The 21072-nt window shown below is 58.5% G+C and carries 13 protein-coding genes and 1 pseudogene; 4 read left to right on the top strand and 10 right to left on the bottom strand.

The genetic code is table 11. The features are described 5' to 3' along the window. Positions 1 to 52 precede the first annotated feature (52 nt). The 5 genes from HY010_02410 to HY010_02390 form a co-directional block, all read right to left on the bottom strand. A complete protein-coding gene (locus HY010_02410) occupies positions 53 to 3094 on the bottom strand; it encodes a hypothetical protein (GenBank protein ID MBI3474558.1) in 3042 nt (1013 codons plus the stop codon). Positions 3095 to 3160: 66 nt separating this feature from the next. Next, on the bottom strand, positions 3161 to 4318 hold the full coding sequence (locus tag HY010_02405; protein MBI3474557.1) for a prepilin-type N-terminal cleavage/methylation domain-containing protein: 1158 nt from the start codon (positions 4316 to 4318) through the stop codon (positions 3161 to 3163). An 11-nt stretch (positions 4319 to 4329) separates the two neighbouring features. Beyond that, positions 4330 to 4923, bottom strand: a complete 594-nt coding sequence (locus HY010_02400) for a prepilin-type N-terminal cleavage/methylation domain-containing protein (GenBank protein MBI3474556.1) — start codon at positions 4921 to 4923, stop codon at positions 4330 to 4332. Then, positions 4908 to 5567, bottom strand: coding sequence for a hypothetical protein (locus tag HY010_02395; GenBank protein MBI3474555.1), 660 nt, complete (start codon positions 5565 to 5567; stop codon positions 4908 to 4910). Before HY010_02395 ends, HY010_02400 begins: the two co-directional genes overlap by 16 nt. Before the next feature lie 204 nt (positions 5568 to 5771). Beyond that, the gene (locus tag HY010_02390) at positions 5772 to 6200 is read right to left on the bottom strand and encodes a hypothetical protein (GenBank protein MBI3474554.1); all 429 of its coding nucleotides are present in this window, start codon (positions 6198 to 6200) and stop codon (positions 5772 to 5774) included. A 154-nt stretch (positions 6201 to 6354) separates the two neighbouring features. Here HY010_02390 and HY010_02385 point away from each other — a divergent pair, with 154 nt between their 5' ends. After that, positions 6355 to 7458, top strand: coding sequence for a PilZ domain-containing protein (locus HY010_02385; protein ID MBI3474553.1), 1104 nt, complete (start codon positions 6355 to 6357; stop codon positions 7456 to 7458). On the opposite strand, the pseudogene HY010_02380 reads toward HY010_02385, so the two are convergent. The 3 genes and pseudogenes from HY010_02380 to HY010_02370 all read right to left on the bottom strand — a co-directional run bounded on the left by HY010_02380 (position 7455) and on the right by HY010_02370 (position 11517). Next, positions 7455 to 8410 (bottom strand): annotated as a pseudogene (locus tag HY010_02380) (SDR family oxidoreductase). The gene HY010_02385 and the pseudogene HY010_02380 sit on opposite strands and share 4 nt — an antisense overlap. 4 nt (positions 8411 to 8414) lie before the next feature. Beyond that, positions 8415 to 9824: a UDP-glucose/GDP-mannose dehydrogenase family protein gene (locus HY010_02375; GenBank protein ID MBI3474552.1), complete on the bottom strand. Its 1410-nt coding sequence runs from the start codon at positions 9822 to 9824 to the stop codon at positions 8415 to 8417. 460 nt (positions 9825 to 10284) lie between these two features. Then, positions 10285 to 11517 (bottom strand): MFS transporter, encoded by a 1233-nt coding sequence (locus HY010_02370; protein MBI3474551.1) that lies wholly within the window; start codon positions 11515 to 11517, stop codon positions 10285 to 10287. A 168-nt stretch (positions 11518 to 11685) separates the two neighbouring features. Between HY010_02370 and HY010_02365 the strand changes: the two genes are divergently transcribed. From HY010_02365 to HY010_02355, 3 genes are all read left to right on the top strand, one after another. Continuing rightward, positions 11686 to 14019 (top strand): TonB-dependent receptor, encoded by a 2334-nt coding sequence (locus HY010_02365; GenBank protein MBI3474550.1) that lies wholly within the window; start codon positions 11686 to 11688, stop codon positions 14017 to 14019. A 250-nt stretch (positions 14020 to 14269) separates the two neighbouring features. Next, positions 14270 to 17068 (top strand): Ig-like domain-containing protein, encoded by a 2799-nt coding sequence (locus HY010_02360; GenBank protein MBI3474549.1) that lies wholly within the window; start codon positions 14270 to 14272, stop codon positions 17066 to 17068. A gap of 179 nt (positions 17069 to 17247) precedes the next feature. Next, the gene (locus HY010_02355; GenBank protein MBI3474548.1) at positions 17248 to 18504 is read left to right on the top strand and encodes a TonB family protein; all 1257 of its coding nucleotides are present in this window, start codon (positions 17248 to 17250) and stop codon (positions 18502 to 18504) included. Positions 18505 to 18927: 423 nt separating this feature from the next. Here HY010_02355 and proC read toward each other — a convergent pair whose 3' ends face one another. Further along, complete coding sequence (gene proC, locus HY010_02350) at positions 18928 to 19755, bottom strand: pyrroline-5-carboxylate reductase (protein ID MBI3474547.1); 828 nt, start codon at positions 19753 to 19755, stop codon at positions 18928 to 18930. Positions 19756 to 19833: 78 nt separating this feature from the next. Beyond that, the gene (gene lhgO, locus HY010_02345; protein ID MBI3474546.1) at positions 19834 to 21036 is read right to left on the bottom strand and encodes an L-2-hydroxyglutarate oxidase; all 1203 of its coding nucleotides are present in this window, start codon (positions 21034 to 21036) and stop codon (positions 19834 to 19836) included. Between the last annotated feature and the right edge of the window lie 36 nt (positions 21037 to 21072).

Here is a 21072-nt window from a genome sequence, read left to right as displayed (position 1 = left end):
TAACTCTTTCCTGACATTCCACCTCATCACAGGGCTTTCTACGCGCACCCAACTACTTGTCACGCACTGCGAACATCTGGCGGTATCCGAGCGTGTCCACATCGCGGAACAACGGTGTTCCCGGTGGCAGTCCTGACGGCAATGCGAAGTCAGCGTCAAAACTGTAATTACGCACCGGCGGCGAGTAGACCGTGGTACAGCATTTGAAGACGCCCGTGTTGTAAGTCGAATAGTAGAGGCTGACCAGCGAACCCTTGTAGTTCAGAGTCTGTCCGCCCCAGTTTTCCAGATAGCGCAGGAAGTTGTGCGTGCCGCCGTCAGTGCCATAGTCATTCGCACCCCAGGCCGGCTTCGGAAAGTTCTGGTTCTTGCCGCCTGCGATTGCCAGGCGGTAGTAGGTGGTCGCCGCATTGCGATTTCCGACCGTGGTCGGGTTCGCCATGCTGTTCAGATCCGTCCAATTGTTTGAGAGCAGCGTCACGGTGTCCGCGATGACCGCGGCGGCCGCATGTCCGCCGACGTCCGCGCCACCGCCCCAGGTCGGGTCCGCGGCGTTGGAGTTGTAGTTGCCCTGCACGTAGACAGGATTCTCCGAAGCCACCGTAAATCCTCCGGTGTTATCGGTACGCAACGGCACGTTGCCCAGTGAACCATCCACCAGTTTGAGCGCGTGACGTGCGCCGCTCACCCAGTTCTTGCGCCCTGTTGTCAGACAGGCATTGATGCGCGGAAGATACGGGTTGTCCGGCACCGCGCCGATGATCTGGCCGTTGATGTTGATGGCACCGTTGTAGAAACCCAGGCCGATGTTCGCCGGGCCATAGAAATCAGGAAGCTTGTTCTGGCTGGCATCTTCTGCGGAGAACTTCTTGCCCGGCGCGATCGGGTCCAAAACGCCATCGGGTACGCCGCCCGCCGAAGCTGAATTGATCACGTCCTCGAGCCCGGAGTCTCCCGATTTTTCAATCCCGTTGTACGGCGGATTCGGGTTCTTTAACATGCCCCGCCGATCGGAGAAGTACAACACCCATCCGTTCTGGGCCAGGAAGTCGACGTTGGTGCCGCTTGCTCCAATCGCTCCCCAGAGCCATCTCTTCAGGTTGCCGGTATCGATTTCAACGGCATTGAGCACGCCCGCCGCAGAGCACGAGTTGTTGCCCGCCGCCACGTCGCGCGGTTCGCCTTCACGGGTATCGTAAAGGTTGATTGGATACCAGTTGTTCCTAGTGATCCCGGTGTTCGCGCCGCCGTTGGTGAGTTCGACGTACGGGCTGGTGCTGTTGGTTTCTTTAATGACCTCAGGCGGACGCCCATAATTCCATTGAATGCACTTGGTCGGCACCGTCGGGGCGTTCGTTTTCGTGCAGACCGGGGCCAGGCCATCGGCATCGATGGCACCATCGCCATTGCGATCCGCTGGCGCTTGCAGAAGCAGAATTGCGGTTGGATGCACCGGGTTCGCTCCCGGAGCGGTCGGAGGCAGCGGGCCTCTTGCAAAGCCCAGCCGCAACCATTCGTTCGTTACCGCGTGCCATGCGCCGGCAGCATCTTTGTATTCCACGCGCAGGTAGCCGTCCAACATGTTCCAAGTTGCAGCCTTGTCCAGGTTCGCTGTGACTTCGTACGGATACGGTGGGTTGGTAACCGGGCATCCAGCCGGTGGCGCGACGTTCAAGTTTCCCGGAGGGCAAAGTGTGACGACCGGTGCAGGCGCACCGCCCGCAAACACATTAGGCGCTCCCGCAGGAACCAGTGTCTGCGCTCCAGGAGCAGGATTAGCCGGAGCCAAAGGCCAGTCGAACAACAACGGTGTCGCAGCGGCGGTCGTGTTCAGAGGCGGACACGTCGGTCCACCCGGCGAGGCTGCCGTGCAAGTCGAGTTATCCGGGATCGCCGTGGAACCGCTTGCGAAATAAGTGTTGTAACTCGCCCCCACCGCCAATCCAGGCAAGCCCGCGGGATAGGATGCCGCGATGCCAAACTGGTTGCTGCCCGGCACGTTGGCCAGGCGCACGTTCTCCGCATCGCCGCCGCCCCCTGGAAGGTCCGCGGGATCGTCGGAGAGCAACACATGAATCTGCGCCATGTTGTATTCGCGCGATGATGCGAGTCCTGAAGAATCACCGGCTCGCGGACGGCGAATGATTTCGAAAGGTTGCGCGGTTCCGTTCACAAACGGAAGTTGCAGGTTCTTAGCACCCGTGCCGCCCGGAGGCGTGATGCCGAAGTTGCCGTTTACGATTTCCGAGTTGTAGTTGCTCAGCGAAACCGTCGGCCAGCCGGTGTTGTTCCCCGATTGCGGCGGATTGCCTCCCGCGCCAGTCACGCTGCCTTCCGTCAAGCTGAGTGCCCGGCAAGCTGGCCTGCCGGCGTCGCAACCCTGGGCTGCGGTCGGCATCAGCACCGTACCCGCATAGTTCGCGTTGGTCGGAAACCCGTTCGCCAGCTGCGCTCGCACTACGTTGCCGAAGACAGTCACTTTGTCGTGAAACGTCAGCGTGCTGCCGTTGCCAACTTCGGGATACAAATCGTTATTGGTGTGGACGCGTCCCGCAAAATCAAAGTTCGGACCGCTGAAGAAGGACAGGTCGCTCTCGGAGAAAACGCCAAACTGAAATACCGGGATGAGCGCGACTTGTGCGTTGCGCATCATGCTGACTTCTTGTCCGCCCGCTTGTGCGGCGGTCGCCAGCATCGTTACCGGAATGATCTGTGCCCACAAGCCCTGGTTCGGTCCCGACTGAATCTGTCCATACTGGTTGGTCAGAGCCGCGGAGCAACCCGACGCCGGTTGTACCTGATAGTCCTTCCAGGTCACTCCCGCGATCGTTGGCTGCAAGGCGCTCAACGCGCAAATATCACTGGGCTGCGGCGACTGCGCGGACCGGAAGGTGGCCGCCAGGTCCGACGTCATCTTCTCGATGCCGCCCTCGGCGTTGTGGTACGCGACGTTGTTCTGCAAGTCAACTCCGCCCACCTTGCCTTCGGTATTGACCATCATCATCAGACCGATGGCAATGCCCGACAAGAGCAGCAACAACAGCAAACTTGCAATCAGCGTGAATCCTCGTGAATGAAGTTTCGTGCTTCTCATCGTTGAACTCCTGATATTTCCGCGCATGAATTGGCCACGCCAACTTCCCTGGGGGCGGTTCTCGCTCTACGGCGACGACAGGGGATAGTCGTTCTTGAATGTCAGATCGCGTGCGCTTACCGAGGTCTGAAGATCCAGACCCTGATAGCCGCCGCTTCCCTGGAGCGTGCTGTTGATGCTCATGTGCATGATATTGATCTTCGTGATCTGGTTGGGAGTTAGGTTCTGCGACTTACCGCCGTCTGCCTGTTCGGTTAATACGGCCCCGGTATTGAAGTTGTAGAGGTCGTAGCTGAATTGCAGGAAGACGACGTTCTCTGCCACCGGAATGGGTGAGTGTCCGCTCGTCTGCCGCATCAAGCGGGGAGGAACGATGCTGTTGTCGATGTAGTACGAAATCACGTTGATACGTGTGCCGGATCCGGCGCCGCCTACGATCTGCTTGATGCTGCCAGCGGCGGCGGTAGGCTGATTCATGCGCAGCGGATCACCCGCCGCAAACGCGACGTCCCAGGTATTGGCGGAAGTTTGCGTAACGTTCGTTACTTCTCCCACCACTGTGGAACTGGTTGCTCCCGCTCCCGCCCCGATCGTGACTTGAAACTGCACCAGGTCGCCCGGCGTCAGACCCATGACTGGATCGTTGATGGCCTGTGGCGCTGTCAACGGTGCTGGCACAATGCAAGTGACGGGCAAGGGATTATTCAAAGTAAACTTCACCACCGTGGCACTGGTCACGCTCACCGAATAGCAACTGAGTAGAAAATTTGTGTCCGCATTCACGACCGTGAGTACGTCGGTTGCTCCGGCTGCCGCATTGATGATGGGGCCGAACTGCGATCCCGGCATCAATCCATACATGTAAGGGACATTGACGCCACCGACGACCTGCGTCGGATACGCCACCGCGCTGCCGTTGATGTAGCACTTCGGCGTCTGGTCACAGCCGTACACAGGAACTTGCACGCCGTTGCCCGAGGGCAATGCGACTTGGACGTTGTTGCCCATGCCCGAGCCCGCCATGCTGGCGTCCTTGGTCAGCATGTTGGCGGCAGCGCGAAAGTCCTGTTGCATTTCCGCGCGCTGTGAAACCAGCCACGTGGCGCCCAGGCTCTTGCTGAACATCTCCACCGCCGCGGCCAGCACAACGGCTCCCAGTGCCATCGCGATCATCATTTCCAGCAAGGTGAAACCTTGGTTGCGGATCTTGACTCGGCGTTGCATATTCCCCCTTATTACCGGAACTGCGAAACAAACGATGTCAGTACATACGTCTTCGAAGACTGCAACCGCGGTGTGTTGTACTGGATCGTCACGTTGACAGCGCGCAGCGAGGCCACGACGTTTCCACTTGCGTCCGTCACTGGCTGAATCTCAATCTTGCGCTGGTAGTTCGACAGGGGAAGCTTGATGTCATCCGAGGTCCCGTAGATTCCGTCCGGGCCCGGTTCGGTAAGTTTCTGATAGACGCCACCCGAGATGTCGTCTGCCGTTCCCAGCACGCCGTCCGCGCCGGCCACGAACATCTGCTGATAATTATTCAGAAAGATGCCGCCATCGGACACGTTCTGGATATCGCTCCATTGCAATTGGGCGGTATTGCGCGCAGTGACAATACTCTCGACCGCTTCGTTGGCCAGTTGCTTCGCGATCATGTCTTGCTGTGAGTCCTGCGTCGCCGCCATCGCAATGCCGAACACGCCCAAGAGACTGACCAGCCCGATGGTGAGAATTGCCATGGAGATGACCACTTCGAGCAGCGAAAATCCGCTTTGCGATCTGCGAACCTCGGCTGCCGGCTTGTTTTCCACTTCTACTGTCGTTGCCATGTTGGACCTCCTCCACCGGGATAGAGTCGCCACCCGCGCATGCGACCCGTCCCTCCCCACACCGTGATCGCGCGTGAACTCATTAACTCTCCGGGGCGCGAAATATAGACCACGCCACCGTTGAGATTGCCCGAGCACTGGCCTACACCGCCGGCTGCGTCCTGCGCGGAACCGTCCGGACAAAAATAAATTCGATTCTGACCGCCTACACCCGCTCCCTGGCCCGTGTATCCGAAATCAATCGCCTGCGCCCCGGTTCCAAAACCATCCGGCGTTTTGTTGGCGGCAGTCGGAATGCCCGCTTCCGCCTTGAACTGCACATCGCTCGGAAAGGTATAGGTGACCGTACTCTGAATCCCCTGCGGACCTGAAAACGTGGGCGAGACCGTAATCTTGTGCGGCAAGGTCGAACTGTCCAGGATGACTACGTAGGAAGTGCGCTGCGCGACCGAGTTATCCCGCGCCTGTCGCATTGCGCCCAGCACCAGGTTGTAAGAATTGTTCAGGCGCTGCTGCCGTAACATCGGTTGCAGACTCATGAACGAAATGGTAGCCATGATGATTATCAGCGCCAGCACCATGGCCATTTCCAGCAGACTGAAGCCACTGGTCCGACGCGATCGATTGGTTCGCAGGCTTTTCATAAGCGTTGCCGAAGCCGCTTTCTCACTCGTTGTCTGCAAATAGAATTTCGCCCACGCCAAGCGCAATCCTTTCGGACCGCTCTCAACATGGGGGATAACTACGGTGATGGTAGGGACCAATGGGGCATCGGTCAAAGTACCGGGGTACACCGCACCTTCGCACACTGTCCTTTGGAGATGTAATCGGCAGGAGGTTACAAAAGTTTAGGCGTTGCTGGTCTGTGAGGAACCGGCCGCATGCGCTTTGGCCGTTACGCCGCGCCTTGTACTCGGGACATACGCACACGAGCGGAAGTCGTAGTGTGCGCTTAAGCAGTTGGCACACAAATGCAGCTGATGCACCCGGCACTGGATGACGGGTTCATCCTCGCCACACTGATCGCAAATCGCTTTCCCGCGCGTTCGCTTGGCATTCGCCGACCCGCTCGCCGGTTCCGCGGGGCCTTCCATGTTCCGCGCCTTGACATAGAATCCCGACGATATCGTCAGCAATCCCATGGATACGACCACGAATCCGGCGCCCAGCATGGTTCGGTCTGCATCGGGCCCGAACGCTGCAGGCAGGAAGCACAAACCCATAAACACGATGAGTGCGCCAACTGCCATCATCCAATTGCCGGTCTTGGTTGCCATGTTAGGAGTTCCTGGGGTTGAGATCGACGTGCAAGCGGGGGTTGCACATACGGTCAGCTTAGACCCGGCGGTAAGAAAGTCCAGATGACGAAAGTTTCCTCATGACACAGGTAACTTGTCGTTACCTCCGCGTGCCCCCTAGGATGCTGACATCATGGATTTGCGCGTTCTTGTGGTGTGTCCGGACCAGGACTCGGCAAACTTGCTGAGCACCGTACTCACGGAAATGGACATTGCGGCGGAGCACACGCCCTCCATTTCCCGCGGACTGGAACGCCTGCATAAAGACACGTTCGACGCAGTCATCCTTGACTATCGGGCTGACCAGAGCTCTGAAGAATTTGTGGCCAAGCTGCGCCAGACTCATACCAAGAGTCGGAAGACGCTTCTCATCGCGATCCTCGACGCGGACTTCAGCGCTCGCCCACTTTTTGGACTGGGCGCAAATTTTGTTCTCTACCGGCCACTCTCCATCGATCGGATTCGGCTCAGCCTGCGCGCGGCCCGAGGCTTGATGCGTCGCGAGCGGCGACGCGGCCCTCGCATTCCGCTGAATTCACCGACCACGGTTGCCTATCCAGGCAAGGAAGATGGCAGTGGAACCATCGTGGATCTCAGCGATGGCGGTACCTCATTGCGGAGCGGAGATCCTCTGCCTCCCGCCGGTAAAGTGTATTTTCAGTTTGCTCTTCCCGGACAACAGAAACCGGTACGCCTCTCCGGAGAAGTGGCCTGGCAGGATGCGGCGGGCCGTACCGGAATCCGCTTCGTGGATGTTCCCCAGTCCTCGCGCCGGCTCATGCACGAGTGGCTCCTGCAGAATAGTTTTCGGTCCGCTCCAGACAAGGATGCACCGCCTGCGCGTCCCGTCACGCCCCAAGGTTCGCAACCACGGCCGGAAGCAAACAAGCCCGGACTAGCTGGGAATCGTCGTGGCGAGCGCCGCTTCGCCTGTAAGCTGGGCGCGGAACTCTACCGCGCGGGCAGCAGCGTACCGATGCGCTGCACATTGTCTGACGTAAGCGAAGGCGGCTGTTACGTGGAGATGCCGTCCCCTCTTTCCGGCCAGCCTTCCGTTGAGATCGTGGTTCGCACGGCGGACATGAAACTGAAGATTCGGGGTCAGGTACAGGCTGTTCATCCTGGATTTGGAATGGGCGTGCGCTTCACGTTTGACAGTGAGGCCGAACGCGAAGAAATCCTGCGCCTCCTGGCGCAACTCGCTGCCGGTCCCACTCTCGATGAGATGCCGCGCTAGCGCACGGCACCGCTGGTCAGTTGTACTTCCTTACGAAAATAGGCCAGCGACAACTTCAGCCCCTGCGCCAGATCTACTTTCGGTTCCCAGCCCAGCAATCGCCGCGCCTTGGAAATATCCGGACATCGTTGCTTCGGATCATCGAGCGGCAATGGTTCCAATTGAATCTTGCTCGCCGAATCGCTGACGTCAATGATTTGCCGCGCACATTCCAGGATGGTGAACTCGTGGGGATTTCCGATATTTACCGGCAGGTGTTCCGAAGATCGCGACAGGCGCACCAGTCCTTCAATCTCGTCACTCACGTAGCAGAAACTCCGCGTCTGACTGCCATCGCCATAGACGGTTAATTTCTCACCCCGCAGTGCCTGTGCCATAAAGTTGGGAATCACCCGGCCATCGTTGATCTGCATACGAGGTCCATAGGTGTTGAAAATTCGCGGGATGCAGGTATTTACCTTGTGATAACGGTGATACGCCATGGTGACGGCTTCGGAGAAGCGCTTGGCCTCGTCATAAACTGACCGCGGCCCAACTGGATTGACGTGTCCCCAATAGTTTTCGGTTTGAGGATGTTCCAGCGGGTCACCGTAACACTCCGAAGTAGAAGCCATGACAAATCGAGCGTCGTAGCGCTTCGCCAGTTCCAGCGCTTCAAACGTGCCGTAAGACCCTACTCGCAGAGTCGCAATTCCGTGCACAGCTATTCCACCGGGCTAGCGGGGCTGGCAAAGTGAAATACGTAATCGACCGTGCCACTCTCGATCGGACTGCAAACATCCTGTTCAAGGAATTCGAAACGAGATTCATTTCGCAGGTGTTCGAGATTGGAAAGCCGTCCTGTCAACAGGTTGTCGACGGCGATGACGGAGTAGCCGTCTCCCAGCAAAGCATCACAGAGATGTGAACCGAGGAAGCCTGCTCCTCCCGTGACCAGAGCCCGCGTTTTCATGAGTTCAGGAAACCTGCCTTCTTGCCGGTTCGGCCGCAACCGCCGCCTCTTCCGTCAACGCCGCCGGGCGGCCCACGCTGTAATACGAAAAACCATGCGCCGACATGCTTTGAGTATCATACAAGTTCCGCCCGTCAAGAATAATGGGATATTTCAACTGCTTTCGCAGGCGGACTAGATCCAGCGCTGCAAATTCTTCCCAATCCGTCAGGATCAGCAACGCATCCGCGTGTGCCGCAGCCGCATACGGTCCGTCCGCATATTCGACGCTCGACGGCAGAATCTCCCTGGCGCGCTCCATGGCCGCGGGGTCGTAGGCGCAAATGTGGCAGCCCTCGTGGAGCAGTTCCTGGACCAGCGCCAGGCCGGGCGATTCGCGGATGTCGTCCGTACCCCCTTTGAATGCGAGGCCGAGCACTCCCAAACGCTTGCCCCGCAATGTCCAAAGCACGCTGCGGACCTTGCGTAAGAAGCGATGGCGCTGGTCTTCGTTGATACGGATGACTTCGTCGAGCAACCGGAAATCGTATCCACATTCCTTCGCGACTGCGCGGAAGGCCAGCAAGTCTTTGGGGAAACACGATCCTCCGTAGCCGATCCCTGGCTTCAGAAAGCCTGGCCCAATCCGTGAATCTGCGCCTACCCCATCGCATACCTGCTGGACATTCGCTCCCACCGATTCGCAGATTGACGCCACCGCATTGATGAAAGAAATCTTCATGGCTAGGAATGCATTCGAAGCATGCTTAATCAATTCCGCGCTGCGCGTGCTCGTGAGGATCAGACGGGGCGGGTTCGCAGCACCGTTCGGGCACGGGATCGCATCCGCGCGACGGTAATATTCGCCACTCGTCAGCGGTTCATAAATCTGCCGCAGTACGGCGGCGCAGCGTTCGTTCTCCACTCCCACCACGATGCGGTCAGGGTAGAGAAAATCGCTGACCGCCGTTCCTTCGCGCAGGAATTCAGGATTGGAAGCAATATCAAACGAGGCCGCGCTCGCTCCGTTGCGGATGATGACGGTGCGGATCCATTGGCTGGTGTATACCGGCACCGTACTCTTTTCGACCACTACCTTGTAGCTGTCCACCGCGCCCGCGATTTCACGCGCCACCGATTCGACGTACGACATGTCCGCATCTCCCCGGTCAGTGGGAGGGGTTCCGACCGCGATGAAGATCGCGTCGCACTCCCGCACCGCGTTTTCCAGATCGCCTGAGAATCGCATGCGATGGCCGCGCAGCCGCGCCAACATTTCATTCAGGAAGCGCTCATGAATGGGAACCTTGCCGGCCCGAAGTTCCGCCAGTTTGTTCTCATCATTGTCGACCAGCACAACTTCGTGCCCGAGTTCTGCAAAACATGTCCCTGTAACCAACCCTACATAACCAGATCCAACCACTGCGATGCGCATGACGCCAAGCTCCTTCAAGGGATCACGCGGGTATGTTCCCGTCGTCTGAAAACCAATCTAGCAGTGTTTCGGAGCGCGTCTGCGGCGCAACATGAATCTTGGTTTCATCGAGAGCAGGAATGGGAATTCGGTCTGTCACACCAACCAGTGATAGCGGTCACGGCGTCGACTTGCAGCGGTGGTCAGAATGCGAAAGTAGGAGGGTCATATGCCCATCCTGATCATCGCTTTAGTAGCTTTGGCAGCGTTCGGCCTCATCGGTGTGATGCTGGCCCTGGCAGTAACGTTCGAACACAAAAAAGTGAAGAGTGCGACACCTGGTGCCGGCAAGATCGGTTGAAGGCGTGCCGCTCCTGGCGCAGTTGCTTGACAGCGCAACCGCAAGGCCTTTCCCTGTGTGATCTCGTGCCCTCCGAATGAAACAGTTGACTTGGTCCGAAGGCCCGAAAGGGTCTGGGGTCTAAGGTCCGGTGCGGTCTGGTCCTGCAAGAAAGTCCCTGCCTTTCTTTTCTGGCCCGAGAGCGACCACGACCGTAAGCAGGATGATGTTCGCAATCTCGAAGCCAGCCAGCGCCCGTGAGTATCCGAAGTGATCGCGCAATGCGTATTCAATACTGTTGACGGGCGAAGCCACCAGAATTCCCAGTTGGTACGCCAATCCCGGAATCAGCCCGCGAACCGCCGCCGGAGACAGTTCGTTCAGATGGGCTGGGATGATTCCCCACGCACCCTGCACTCCCACCTGCATCAGAAACGCGCCCACTGCCAACGCCGTCAACTTGTTGCCAAAAGCCCACAGTGGGATCACACACAAAGAAAGCAGCGCCGCGCTGATCAGGCTCTTTCGTCGCCCGATATGCTCCGAGAGTTGTCCGAAGGTGAGCGCTCCGAGCAGCGATCCGAGGTTGTAGATGATCGCGATGTTCGCCACGGTCGACGTGGAGAAGCCATGCACCGATTTCAGGAAGTGGGGATACAAATCCTGCGTTCCATGGGACAGAAAATGCATGCAACTCATCATGCCGACCATGTACAGGAACAGTTTCCAATTTGCTGCCGCTGTACTGACAATCGCGCGAAAGCCCGGCATCCGATGCTGCTTCCACGCTTCCGACTCCGTCACCTTGAAGCGAATGTAGAAAGCCAGGAGTGCGGGCAGGCCGCCCGCCCAGAACATCGCCCGCCATCCCCACATCGGCAGGATGACTTTCGCGGCCACCGCGGCTAGTAGATAACCGCAGGAATATCCGGACTGCACGATCCCGGAAATTGTGCCGCGCCATTTTGCAGGGACACTCTCCATCGCCAGCGACGCCCCGACGCCCCATTCTCCCCCCATGCCGATACCGTAGATCGCCCGGAGGATCAGGAACACGGTGTAGTTGGGAGCGAATCCGCAGAGCAACTCCACGACTGAAAAAAACACCACGTTGGCCATGAGTGGTGTGCGGCGCCCGTAGCGGTCGGCCAACATGCCGAAGAGCAAGGCTCCCAAGGGACGCATCGCCAGAGTGATAGCGGTGGTGAAGATGATCTTGGACGGCGACACTCCAAAGTGCGCGGCCAGAACGTCGACCATGAAGACCAGTACGAAGAAGTCGAAGGCATCCAGCGTCCAGCCCAGAAAGCTGGCACTGACGGCGTGGCGCTGCTCGGAAGTGAGAGGGAACCGCGAAGGTTGATCCGCTGTCATTGGGCATGCGCCATAGTAGATTCCAAACCCTCGCCACCAAGGCAACCGGATGCCACCTTCGTGCCGTCACACCAGAAGGTGTGGGACATCCGGAGCGGCAGGGCAGGCTCGTGGCCCAGATATAATAACCGCTAGACGGCGCATCCCCGACGCATCTAAGAGAAACAGGTGAATCAAACTTTCTTACGTGCCGGATTCCTTGCGGCTTTCCTGGTCGTGTTGCCGCCGGGCGCAATCGCACAAGATCGCTCGGGTGAACTTCGCCTCTCGGTGTCGGACGCTTCCGGCGCCGCTTTGCCCGCTCATGGCACGCTTTCAAGCCAGGCCAATCACTTCGAGTTGAGCTTCGATACTTCAGCCTCCGGGGAATATGTCGCCCGCAAGCTTCCGCTGGGTGCTTACAAACTGACCCTGGAGGAGGCTGGATTCTCGATCTTCGCCACACTGATCGAAATCCGCTCCGAATTGCCGCTGAAATTTGCGGCTTCGCTCGCCGTCGCTTCCGTGACGCAAACCGTCAATGTCCAGGATTCCGACACGCTGATGGACACCATCAATACCGGGAACACCTATCAACTCGGGGCGATCGCTTTGCGCGATTGGAAGGCAACCGCCCCCGGACGGCAGGCAATCGACGTTGTGCAGACCCAGCCCGGCTGGCTGCTTGAAGCCAATGGCGTGCTGCATCCGCGCGGTGCGGAATACGACACACAATATGTAGTCGACGGCCTGCCCATTTTGAACAATCGTTCCCCCGCGTTCTCCGCCACCGAGGATTTAGAGGATGTGCAGTCCGTGAAGATGTATACCTCAGGCATCCCCGCTGAATTCGGACGAAAAGTCGGTGGCGTCATCGAAACTGTGTCGGACCGTAATCCGGCCCGTGGGTTGCACGGCACGGTACTGCTGGGTGGAGGTAGCTTCGGCACCGCGAACGGCTTCCTGGGGACCAGTTACTACGACGGTCGCAATGTATTGGGCCTGAGCATGGAGAGTGCGCGCACCGACCGCTTTCTCGACCCGCCCGTCCTCCAGAACTTCACCAACCGCGCGACCATGGCCAGCGTGAAGGGAAGCTTCGAGCGTGACCTCACTCCCCAGGATCGACTCCGCTTTTCCGTGATCTATGCGCGCTCGGGATTGTTGGTTCCCAATGAATTGATCCAGCAGGACGCCGGCCAGCGACAGGACCGCAACAATAAGGAAGTGTCCGGGCAGTTTTCCTATCAGCACACTTTTTCGTCCGACGTGATGGGCACAGTGCAAGGCCGAGTGCGCGATACCGAAGCGGGCCTGGTTTCCAATGCGCTTTCTACGCCGATCGAAGTTTTTCAGGATCGTGGATTTCGCGAAGGCTATCTCAGTGGCACCGTCGCCGCCGCACTGAAACACCACGAACTGAAGGCGGGTGTGGACATGATCTACACCCTGGTTCACGAACGATTCTCCTATCACATTACGGATCCCGAAGGTTTCGATCCGTCTACTCCCATCGATTTCGCGTTTCACGAGAGTGGACGCGACCGGGAACAAGCGATTTTCTTTCAGGACAACATTCATTTCGGCAACCTGAATGTCAGCGCCGGTATTCGCTTCGACCACTATCAAGTCAGAGTTGATGAATCGGCGTTCAGTCCTCGTGTTGGCTTTGCCTGGTATGTGCCGAAATTGGGCGTCGTGTTTCGTGGATCGTATGACCGCGTGTTTGGTACGCCGGCCATTGAAAACCTTCTCCTTAGCACCTCGGCAGAAGTGCGCACACTGGATGGCGAGGCCGCCCAACTTACATTGCGACCGTCGCGCGGCAACTATTACGAGTTGGGGGCCACGAAAGAGCTATTCCGGAAAGCACATATCTCTGCGAATCTGTTTCGAAGAAATCTGCGGAATTTTGCCGACGACGATGTGCTGCTCAATACCGGAGTCAGCTTTCCCATCGCGCTCCATTCCGCGGATGTCTACGGTGTCGAGAGTCAATTCGTGCTCCCGCAGTGGGGACCAGTCACTGCGTGGGTCAGTTATTCGTATCAGGTGGCCTCGGCCCAGCTTCCGGTTGTAGGAGGGCTGTTCCTGGGTGAGGACGTGAGCGATGAGCTGAATTCTCACGCCCGTGTCTGGAATTCGCAGGACCAGCGGCATACCGTCCATGGGCAAGTTCGTTATCAGCCATGGTCAAGGTTCTGGGTGGCGCTCGGTTCCTCGTACGGGACTGGCCTTCCGGTAGAACTTGATGGCGAAGACATCGCCACATTGGTGGAACAGTTCGGCCAAGCGGTGGTAGATCGAGTCAACCTGCCCGCCGGCCGCGTCAAGCCGTTGCTGGCGGTCGACCTCTCCGGCGCAGTGGACCTGTACCGCAAAGAAACTCGCGCCGTACGTTTGCAATGCGACATAAGGAATTTGAACGACCGCTTGAATGTCATTAACTTCGCCAGCATTTTCTCGGGCACCGCGATTGGCTCACCACGCAGCGTCTCCGTGCGGTTGCGTTTCGATTACTAACTCCTGCCGTAGTGTCTCGGATGTCGCCGATCAGCTGTTCAATATGTGCAAACGTTTGCAGTTCCAAAAATTTCTATTCGGGGCCAAAACGACCGTGTTATAAGGAAGCCAAGTCCCCAGAACCCTTTAGTAGGAACAGAACTCCTTTCCCCCTTGGCGTAACAACTGCTCTTTCCCAGGTACCGTTTCGTCTTTCATCGAATACTGACTTGGCAGCACTTATCTCTGGAGGAACGTGGTAATGAGGTTCATGAAGCCCGTCGAGCGAGTGGGTACCCCCCGCTCCCATGCAGTGCGTCCGTTGCGTTCGAGTTTTGGCCGGCCAGGCACCAGGCTCATGGCCGCGAGTTGCCTTGTGTTCTGCATGCTTGCGTCCGTCGCTTTCGCACAGACGCCCGTGCCGACCAGTCACGGAGACAACGCGCGCACCGGCGCGAACACCAACGAAGGTCTGCTGACTCCCGGCAACATCGACAAGAATAACTTTGGCCGTCTCTTCAGCTACCCGCTTGACTATCAGGCTCTGGCGCAACCCTTGTACGTCCCGAACGTGAATATACCGGGCAAGGGAGTGCACAACGTCGTCTATGTGGCGACCATGGCTGATACGGTTTACGCCTTCGATGCGGAGAGCAACGGAGGAGCCAACGCCACACCCCTGTGGCAGGTGAATTTCACGGATCCGGGCAACGGCATTACGACCGCGAGCGGGGCTTTTCTGCCCTGCGCTACCACGGAAGATCGAGGACCTGGTTTCACGCAGGAGGGAATTGTTGCCACCCCTGCCATCGATACCGTCACGAATACCATGTACGTGGTCGCGAAGATCCTGGACAACGGGACCGTGCGCCATCAGTTGCACGCCTTGGATGTGGCAACCGGGCAGGAGAAGCCCGGCAGTCCGGTAACGATTAGCGCTACGATCACCAGCAACGCTGGAACAGTCGTCAACTTCAATAGTCTGCATCAGAAGAACCGTCCCGGCCTGCTCTTCCTCAATGGCATCGTGTACCTCGCCTTTGGTTCGAACTACTGCAATGACAACAACCATTCCTGGGTGCTGGGCTATGACGGCGCCACGTTGCAGCAGACCGGTGTTTTCAATACCAATCCTGATCACGGCCTGACCTCGATCTGGCAAGCCGGTGGTGGTTTGGCTGCGGACGACGCTGGATACATCTATCCATTAACGTCCGAAGGAAATTTCGACGTTGACACTGGTGGCCAGGGCTACACGCACGCCGTGCTTAAACTGGACGGCAATCTGGATCTGGTCGATTACTTCATTCCCGGCTCGGTGGCATTCCTTAACGCTCACGATCTTGATCTCAGCGGCTGCTCGCCGCTCGTGTTGCCCGATCTGGAGGGACCATTCCCGCATGTCATCGTGGCATCCGGCAAGCAGGGCACCATCTACGTTCTGAATCGTGACCTTCTGGGCATGTATGCTCCGAATGATACTCAGATCATCCAGGAGCTGGTCGGTGTTGTCGGTTCGATGCGCGGCGCTCCAGCGTATTGGAACGGGCGGCTTTACTTCAGTGCGAAGGCTGATTTCCTGAAAGTATTTTCAATCTCCGGGGGCATGCTCTCGAGCGCACCGGTTGCCAGTACCACCCTCAAACTGACGGGCGCACACGCGCCATCGATCTCCGCCAATGGGAACACCAATGGAATTGTGTGGGAATTTAACGGCGGCCAGCTGTACGCCTACGACGCGATCAGCTTGAAGATGCTTTACAACTCGCACCAGATGTCGCGCGACAACCTGCCGGAAATTTCGCACTTCGTTACCCAGACCGTCGCCAATGGCAGAGTCTATATGGCGACCCGCACCACCCTGGAAGTATTCGGACTTCGTCACTACATGTCGCTCATCGCCGGAGCCAACCAGACCGCACCAGTCAAGACTCCGCTGCCGCAACCCATTCAGGTCCAGGCGGTACAGGCCTATTCGAATGTTCCGTTTCCCGGCGTCACCGTCACGTTCAGCGACGGCGGCAAAGGTGGCTCGTTCAATCCGGCATCGGCTACGACCGACTCCAGCGGCATCGCGACAACTGTCTACACGACACCTGCAAAAGTCGGGACCTACACGCTGACGGCTTCCTCAGTCGGCTTTGGCGATCTGCTCTTCTCGGCGAGCGCTACCGCAGGCGCGCCGGTGAGAATGGTGAATGCGGGCGGACCCGGCCAGACTGGACCCGCAGGCACAGTGTTGCCAATTCTGCTCGGTGTAACCGTGCAGGACGCCAATAAGAATGGTGTCCCCAATGTCACCGTGACGTTCGATGACGGTGGCAAAGGCGGTATCCTGACTCCTTCAACGCTGGTGACGGACGCAGCGGGCAAAGCTCGTGTCTCATACCAGTTGCCCAACCTTCCCGGTAAGGTCATTGTGGTTGCCAATTCGACCGGTCTGAAAGCCGTCAAGTTCGGCGAAACTGCTGTAATTGGGCCCCCCGCCAATGTTGCAATCATCTCCGGGGACAGTCAGTCCGCCACCGTTACCTCTCCACTTCCACAATCGCTCGCCGTGAAGGTGACCGATCAAGGAGGGAATGCAGTTGCCGGAACATCGGTGACATTCACGGCTCCGTCTGGAAGTTTTACCGGTAGTCCCGCCACAACCGACAGCGGTGGTAGTGCGAGCGCCGCCTACACGGCAGGGACGATCGCCGGTCCGGTCACAATTACCGCCACCGCAGGTTCCGCCTCCGCGTCGTTTCACGAAACCATCACTCCCGGACCGCCGTCGTCTGTGACGGTCAGCGGGGGCGATGGTCAGATCGGGCCTGCCGGATCTCTGCTACCACAGCCGCTCGCAGTGATCGTCGCCGACCAGTACGCGAACCCTGTTTCTGGTGTGGACGTCGTGTTTGACGATGCTGGAAGCGGAGGCCAATTCTCCGGCAATCCCGTCGCCACGGACAATACGGGAACCGCCCTGGACTTCTACCAACTGCCCGGCGTCCCGGGCGGTGTGACGATCAGTGCCAGCGCTGCCGGCGTCGGCAGTCCGGCGCTTTTTACCGAAGTTGCGCAATAGTTCGCTTTGCTCTGTATCCGGGCCCCTTTTACAACCTGCCTCGTACTCCGGAATTACGAGTGGTAACACTCGCAAGTGCCGAGGTACGTTCCGCGAATTGACATCTCTGCGAATTCGCGGGAAACTCGCCTCTGAGCCTGCTTTCGATTGCCACGCCGGCAGGCTACCGGGACTCTGCCATGTTCCCGCAACCCATGTCGTGGTCTGAAGCGCGCGAAGAAGATTCCAATCCGCTTGCCCGGACGGATCTGGTGGAAGCCCTTGAGCAGCAAATCGCCGGCGGCTTTCCGCTCGGACTCGCTCTCGATTTGGTGCTCAATGAATTAGTGGTGCGCGCCGCTACCGCCACGCGCGCCCGATCCGCTGCCCTGGCCCTCAAGCGCGATGACGAAATGGTGTGCCGCGCCGCCACCGGAGACCACGCTCCCGATCTCGGCATCTCTCTCAACACGCGCGACGGCCTCTCCGGTGCCTGTCTGCGCACACACAAATCCCAACTCTGTCTCGACACCGAAACCGATCCCCGGGTCGATGCTGAAGCCGCTCGCCGGCTGGGAATCCGCTCCATGCTGATCGTTCCCGTGCTGGATTCGGCGGACTTGGTCGGAGTGCTGGAAGTGTTCGCTACCGACTCGTCGGAGTTTGTCGACACCGATCAGAACCTGCTGGAGATCTTTGCTCGTGAGGTGACTCGAATCCGCCGTGCCGCGCTTGAACTGGAACAGCGGCCAAAAATCGCGACTGTCCCGGACATAACGCCCTTCGTGCTCTCGTCTACCTATACGGTGCCGAACAAGCATGCGCCCTACGAAATCTGGACTCTCGTTCTCGGCGGTCTAGCCATTTTGCTTGCGGTTGCGATCAGCTTCCTGATTGGATCCCGTATCGGATGGCTTGGCACAGGGGGAACGCGTGGATCGGTTGCGCCGGCGCCGCAAGTTGCTGAAAAAAGTTCCGGTCCCTCCACAACTCCGGCAAGACAACAGAGTGCTGCGGACGTCACCGCTAAGCCTCCGTCCGACGCGAACCCCGGTGGGCTCGTCGTCTACCAGAAAGGCAAAGTTGTTTTCCGGATGGATCCGGCTGCGCCGAAAAAATCCGCTGCCAGTGATGCGGGACCCGGAGCGGCTACCGTCGGCCCTTCTGGACGCGTTTGGCTCGCACCCGATCTAGCCGAAAGCCGGTTGCGCCAGCGCACCGAACCGCAGTATCCGCCGGATGCCTTAGCCGCTCACCGCACCGGAGAGGTTGTTCTGGAAGTAATCGTTGCCGCGGACGGCTCGATCGCGTCTACCAGCGTCCTGACCGGCGATCCACTCCTGGCCGCAGCCGCCACCGACGCTGTCCGCAACTGGCGTTACGAACCGTACCGCCTCCAGGGCCGTCCCGCGGAATTCCAAACTGATGTCACTTTGAAGTTTTCGCTGCCGGATTAAAGTGCCCGTCCTTCTGGGTGGTGGTGCAGTTTGATCATCAGGGAGTCCTGCCGGGGATTCGTGTCAGGGATTCGTATCAGGGCATCGCTTTAGCGATGCCGCAATGCTCGGAAGAAGAAACGGCATGACAGGCTGCTGAAAAACTCCTATTTCGCGCGAGTTCGGGAAGGGCACGAGTTCCACTCGTGCCGCTAGTTGGAAAAGTTCGTATCAGGGCGGGCCTTCAGGCCCGCCAAAATCCGGCTTGAGCCGCTGCCGTTGACGGCCCAGATTCGATTCCACACTACCGGCCGAAATAAATGGATCGCTTATTTCTGGGGCTATTGCAGCTCCGGAGGTTGAAGCAGGTAGAACTGCGCTCGTCGCACTATGCGGTCGCACAAGCAAGGGTCAATCTGAATCCGGTAACGGCCCGTTCTCAATTTACGAGAATGCCAGTTCCTTCGCGCGCTGCACCGCTTTTACCACCGCCTTGATCAGCGTCACGCGCAATTTGCCTTCTTCCAATTCCATGATTCCGTCGATCGTGCATCCCGCTGGAGTAGTGACCGCGTCTTTCAGCAGTGCCGGATGATCTCCCGTCTCGAGCACCACCCGCGCCGCGCCGAGTGTCGTCTGGGCGGCGAGCAAAGTCGCAATATCGCGTGGCAATCCGACCTTCACTCCCGCTTCGGCCAGCGACTCGAGAATGATGTAGATGTACGCCGGCCCGCTCGCCGATAGACCAGTCACCGCATCCATATGTTTTTCGTCGACCACAACCGTACGGCCGACTGCATCGAAAAACTTTGACGCCAGATCCAGATGATGCTTCTGCGCGAATCGTCCCTTGCACAGAGCGGTCATGCCCGCACCCAACACGCAAGGTGTATTCGGCATGGCGCGTACGACGGGCACCTCTCCGTCCAGTTCCCGCTCGATCATCTCCGTGGGCACCGACGCAGCGACCGAAATCAATAGCTGCTTGCGAGTGACATGCGCGCGGATCTCCCGCACCACTTCGACTACGACCTGCGGTTTCACACCCAAAAAGATAATGTCGGCGTCGCGTACCGCTTCCAGATTGTCGGTTCCGGCGTGGACTTTGAGCTTGTCCTTGAGTGCCCGCGCGCGTTCGGGGTGCGCCACCGTGGCCCACGTCTGCGACGGTGAAAGCAGGCCATCGCGGAGCAGTGCCTGCAATATGATGCCGCCGATCTTGCCGGTACCGAGGAAAGCGACTTTCTGTTTGCGGGTCACACTCTTGCTCATGGCTTGTTCTCCGGGCTGGTATTCGCGAATGTCCAGACTACACCAGGGTGATCGGGTTTGCGGGCCGGCGGACGCCGATCAGTGCGTCAAAAATTGCATCGGAACCATCTTCAAAACTTCTCGTCCAATCGGCAGCGAGGCCGTTGCCGCCGGGGACGGAACATTCAGCACATGCAAAAACCGGTCCTTGGGAACGAAGCGAAAATCATCCACCAGATTGCCGTCCTTAGCCAATGCCTGCGCGCGTACGCCGGCTCCGCCCGGAACTAAATCCTCTGCCCGGACTTCGGGAATCAGTTCCTGCAGCGAGCGCACGAACACGCTCTTCATAAACGACCGCTTGTATTCCGAAAGCCCGTAGCGCCATTGCCGGCTGGCCATCGCCAGGAACCCGCGATAGGTAAGCGTTTCGAACGCTTCACCAACTTTGAAATCCGTACGCCGGTAACCTTCCCGCCGCAGTGCGAGGACGGCGTTCGGACCAGCATCGATCGTTCCAGTAATACGCCGCGTAAAATGCACACCCAGAAAAGGGAAGCGCGGGTCGGGGACCGGATAAATGAGATTCCGCACCAATCCACTGCGTTCTGGGATCAAGTCGTAGTATTCGCCGCGAAACGGCACGATCATGATTTCCGGATCGTGCCCTGCCAGCCGCGCAATCCTATCGCTGTATAGGCCCGCGCAATTGACCACATAACGCGTGGAGAAATCTCCCGCGCGAGTCTGCACCACGATTTCATCAGCGGAATTCCGAAATCCCGTCACTCCCGCGCCGGTCTTGAGGTCAGCCCCATGAGCGACGGCAATCTCTGCGTACTTGCGAGCGACTTCCCCGTAGTGGGTGATTCCGGTCGAAGGCACCTTCAGTGCTTTCACGCCGACCAGATGTGGCTCGATTTCGCGCATCCCCTCGGGACCCAGCACTTCGAGACCGGTCAGGCCATTGGCCAGCCCGCGTTGATGTAAGCCATCGAGACGCGCAGTCTCCTCGGGGTTGATCGCAACGATGACTTTGCCGCAGACTTCGTAGGCGATGGCGTTGCGTTGGCAGAAATCCACCATCTCCCGCGCACCCTCGACACACAGCCGCGCCTTCAATGATCCCGGTTTGTAGTAGATCCCGCTGTGGATGACGCCGCTGTTATGCCCGGTCTGATGCTGTGCAACCCCGTTTTCCTTTTCCAGGATCAGCACCCGCAAGCCAGGATATTGCTCGCTCGCCTGCATGGCCACCGAGAGGCCTACGATACCGCCGCCAACAATCGCAATGTCGTACATAGGATTTGCAATTTGTGGTTGCAACCCGAATGCGAC

It is taken from the genome of Acidobacteriota bacterium (assembly GCA_016196065.1).
Taxonomy (GTDB): Bacteria; Acidobacteriota; Terriglobia; order Terriglobales; family Acidobacteriaceae; genus Acidiflorens.
This window is presented reverse-complemented; position numbering and strand designations above follow the sequence as displayed.

What these genes read in the sequence shown, in the direction of transcription:
- HY010_02410 (MBI3474558.1), bottom strand. Translation starts at nt 3,094, where the DNA reads ATGAGAAGCACGAAACTTCATTCACGAGGATTCACGCTGATTGCAAGT.
- HY010_02405 (MBI3474557.1), bottom strand. Translation starts at nt 4,318, where the DNA reads ATGCAACGCCGAGTCAAGATCCGCAACCAAGGTTTCACCTTGCTGGAA.
- HY010_02400 (MBI3474556.1), bottom strand. Translation starts at nt 4,923, where the DNA reads ATGGCAACGACAGTAGAAGTGGAAAACAAGCCGGCAGCCGAGGTTCGC.
- HY010_02395 (MBI3474555.1), bottom strand. Translation starts at nt 5,567, where the DNA reads ATGAAAAGCCTGCGAACCAATCGATCGCGTCGGACCAGTGGCTTCAGT.
- HY010_02390 (MBI3474554.1), bottom strand. Translation starts at nt 6,200, where the DNA reads ATGGCAACCAAGACCGGCAATTGGATGATGGCAGTTGGCGCACTCATC.
- HY010_02385 (MBI3474553.1), top strand. Translation starts at nt 6,355, where the DNA reads ATGGATTTGCGCGTTCTTGTGGTGTGTCCGGACCAGGACTCGGCAAAC.
- HY010_02375 (MBI3474552.1), bottom strand. Translation starts at nt 9,824, where the DNA reads ATGCGCATCGCAGTGGTTGGATCTGGTTATGTAGGGTTGGTTACAGGG.
- HY010_02370 (MBI3474551.1), bottom strand. Translation starts at nt 11,517, where the DNA reads ATGACAGCGGATCAACCTTCGCGGTTCCCTCTCACTTCCGAGCAGCGC.
- HY010_02360 (MBI3474549.1), top strand. Translation starts at nt 14,270, where the DNA reads ATGAAGCCCGTCGAGCGAGTGGGTACCCCCCGCTCCCATGCAGTGCGT.
- HY010_02355 (MBI3474548.1), top strand. Translation starts at nt 17,248, where the DNA reads ATGTTCCCGCAACCCATGTCGTGGTCTGAAGCGCGCGAAGAAGATTCC.
- proC (MBI3474547.1), bottom strand. Translation starts at nt 19,755, where the DNA reads ATGAGCAAGAGTGTGACCCGCAAACAGAAAGTCGCTTTCCTCGGTACC.
- lhgO (MBI3474546.1), bottom strand. Translation starts at nt 21,036, where the DNA reads ATGTACGACATTGCGATTGTTGGCGGCGGTATCGTAGGCCTCTCGGTG.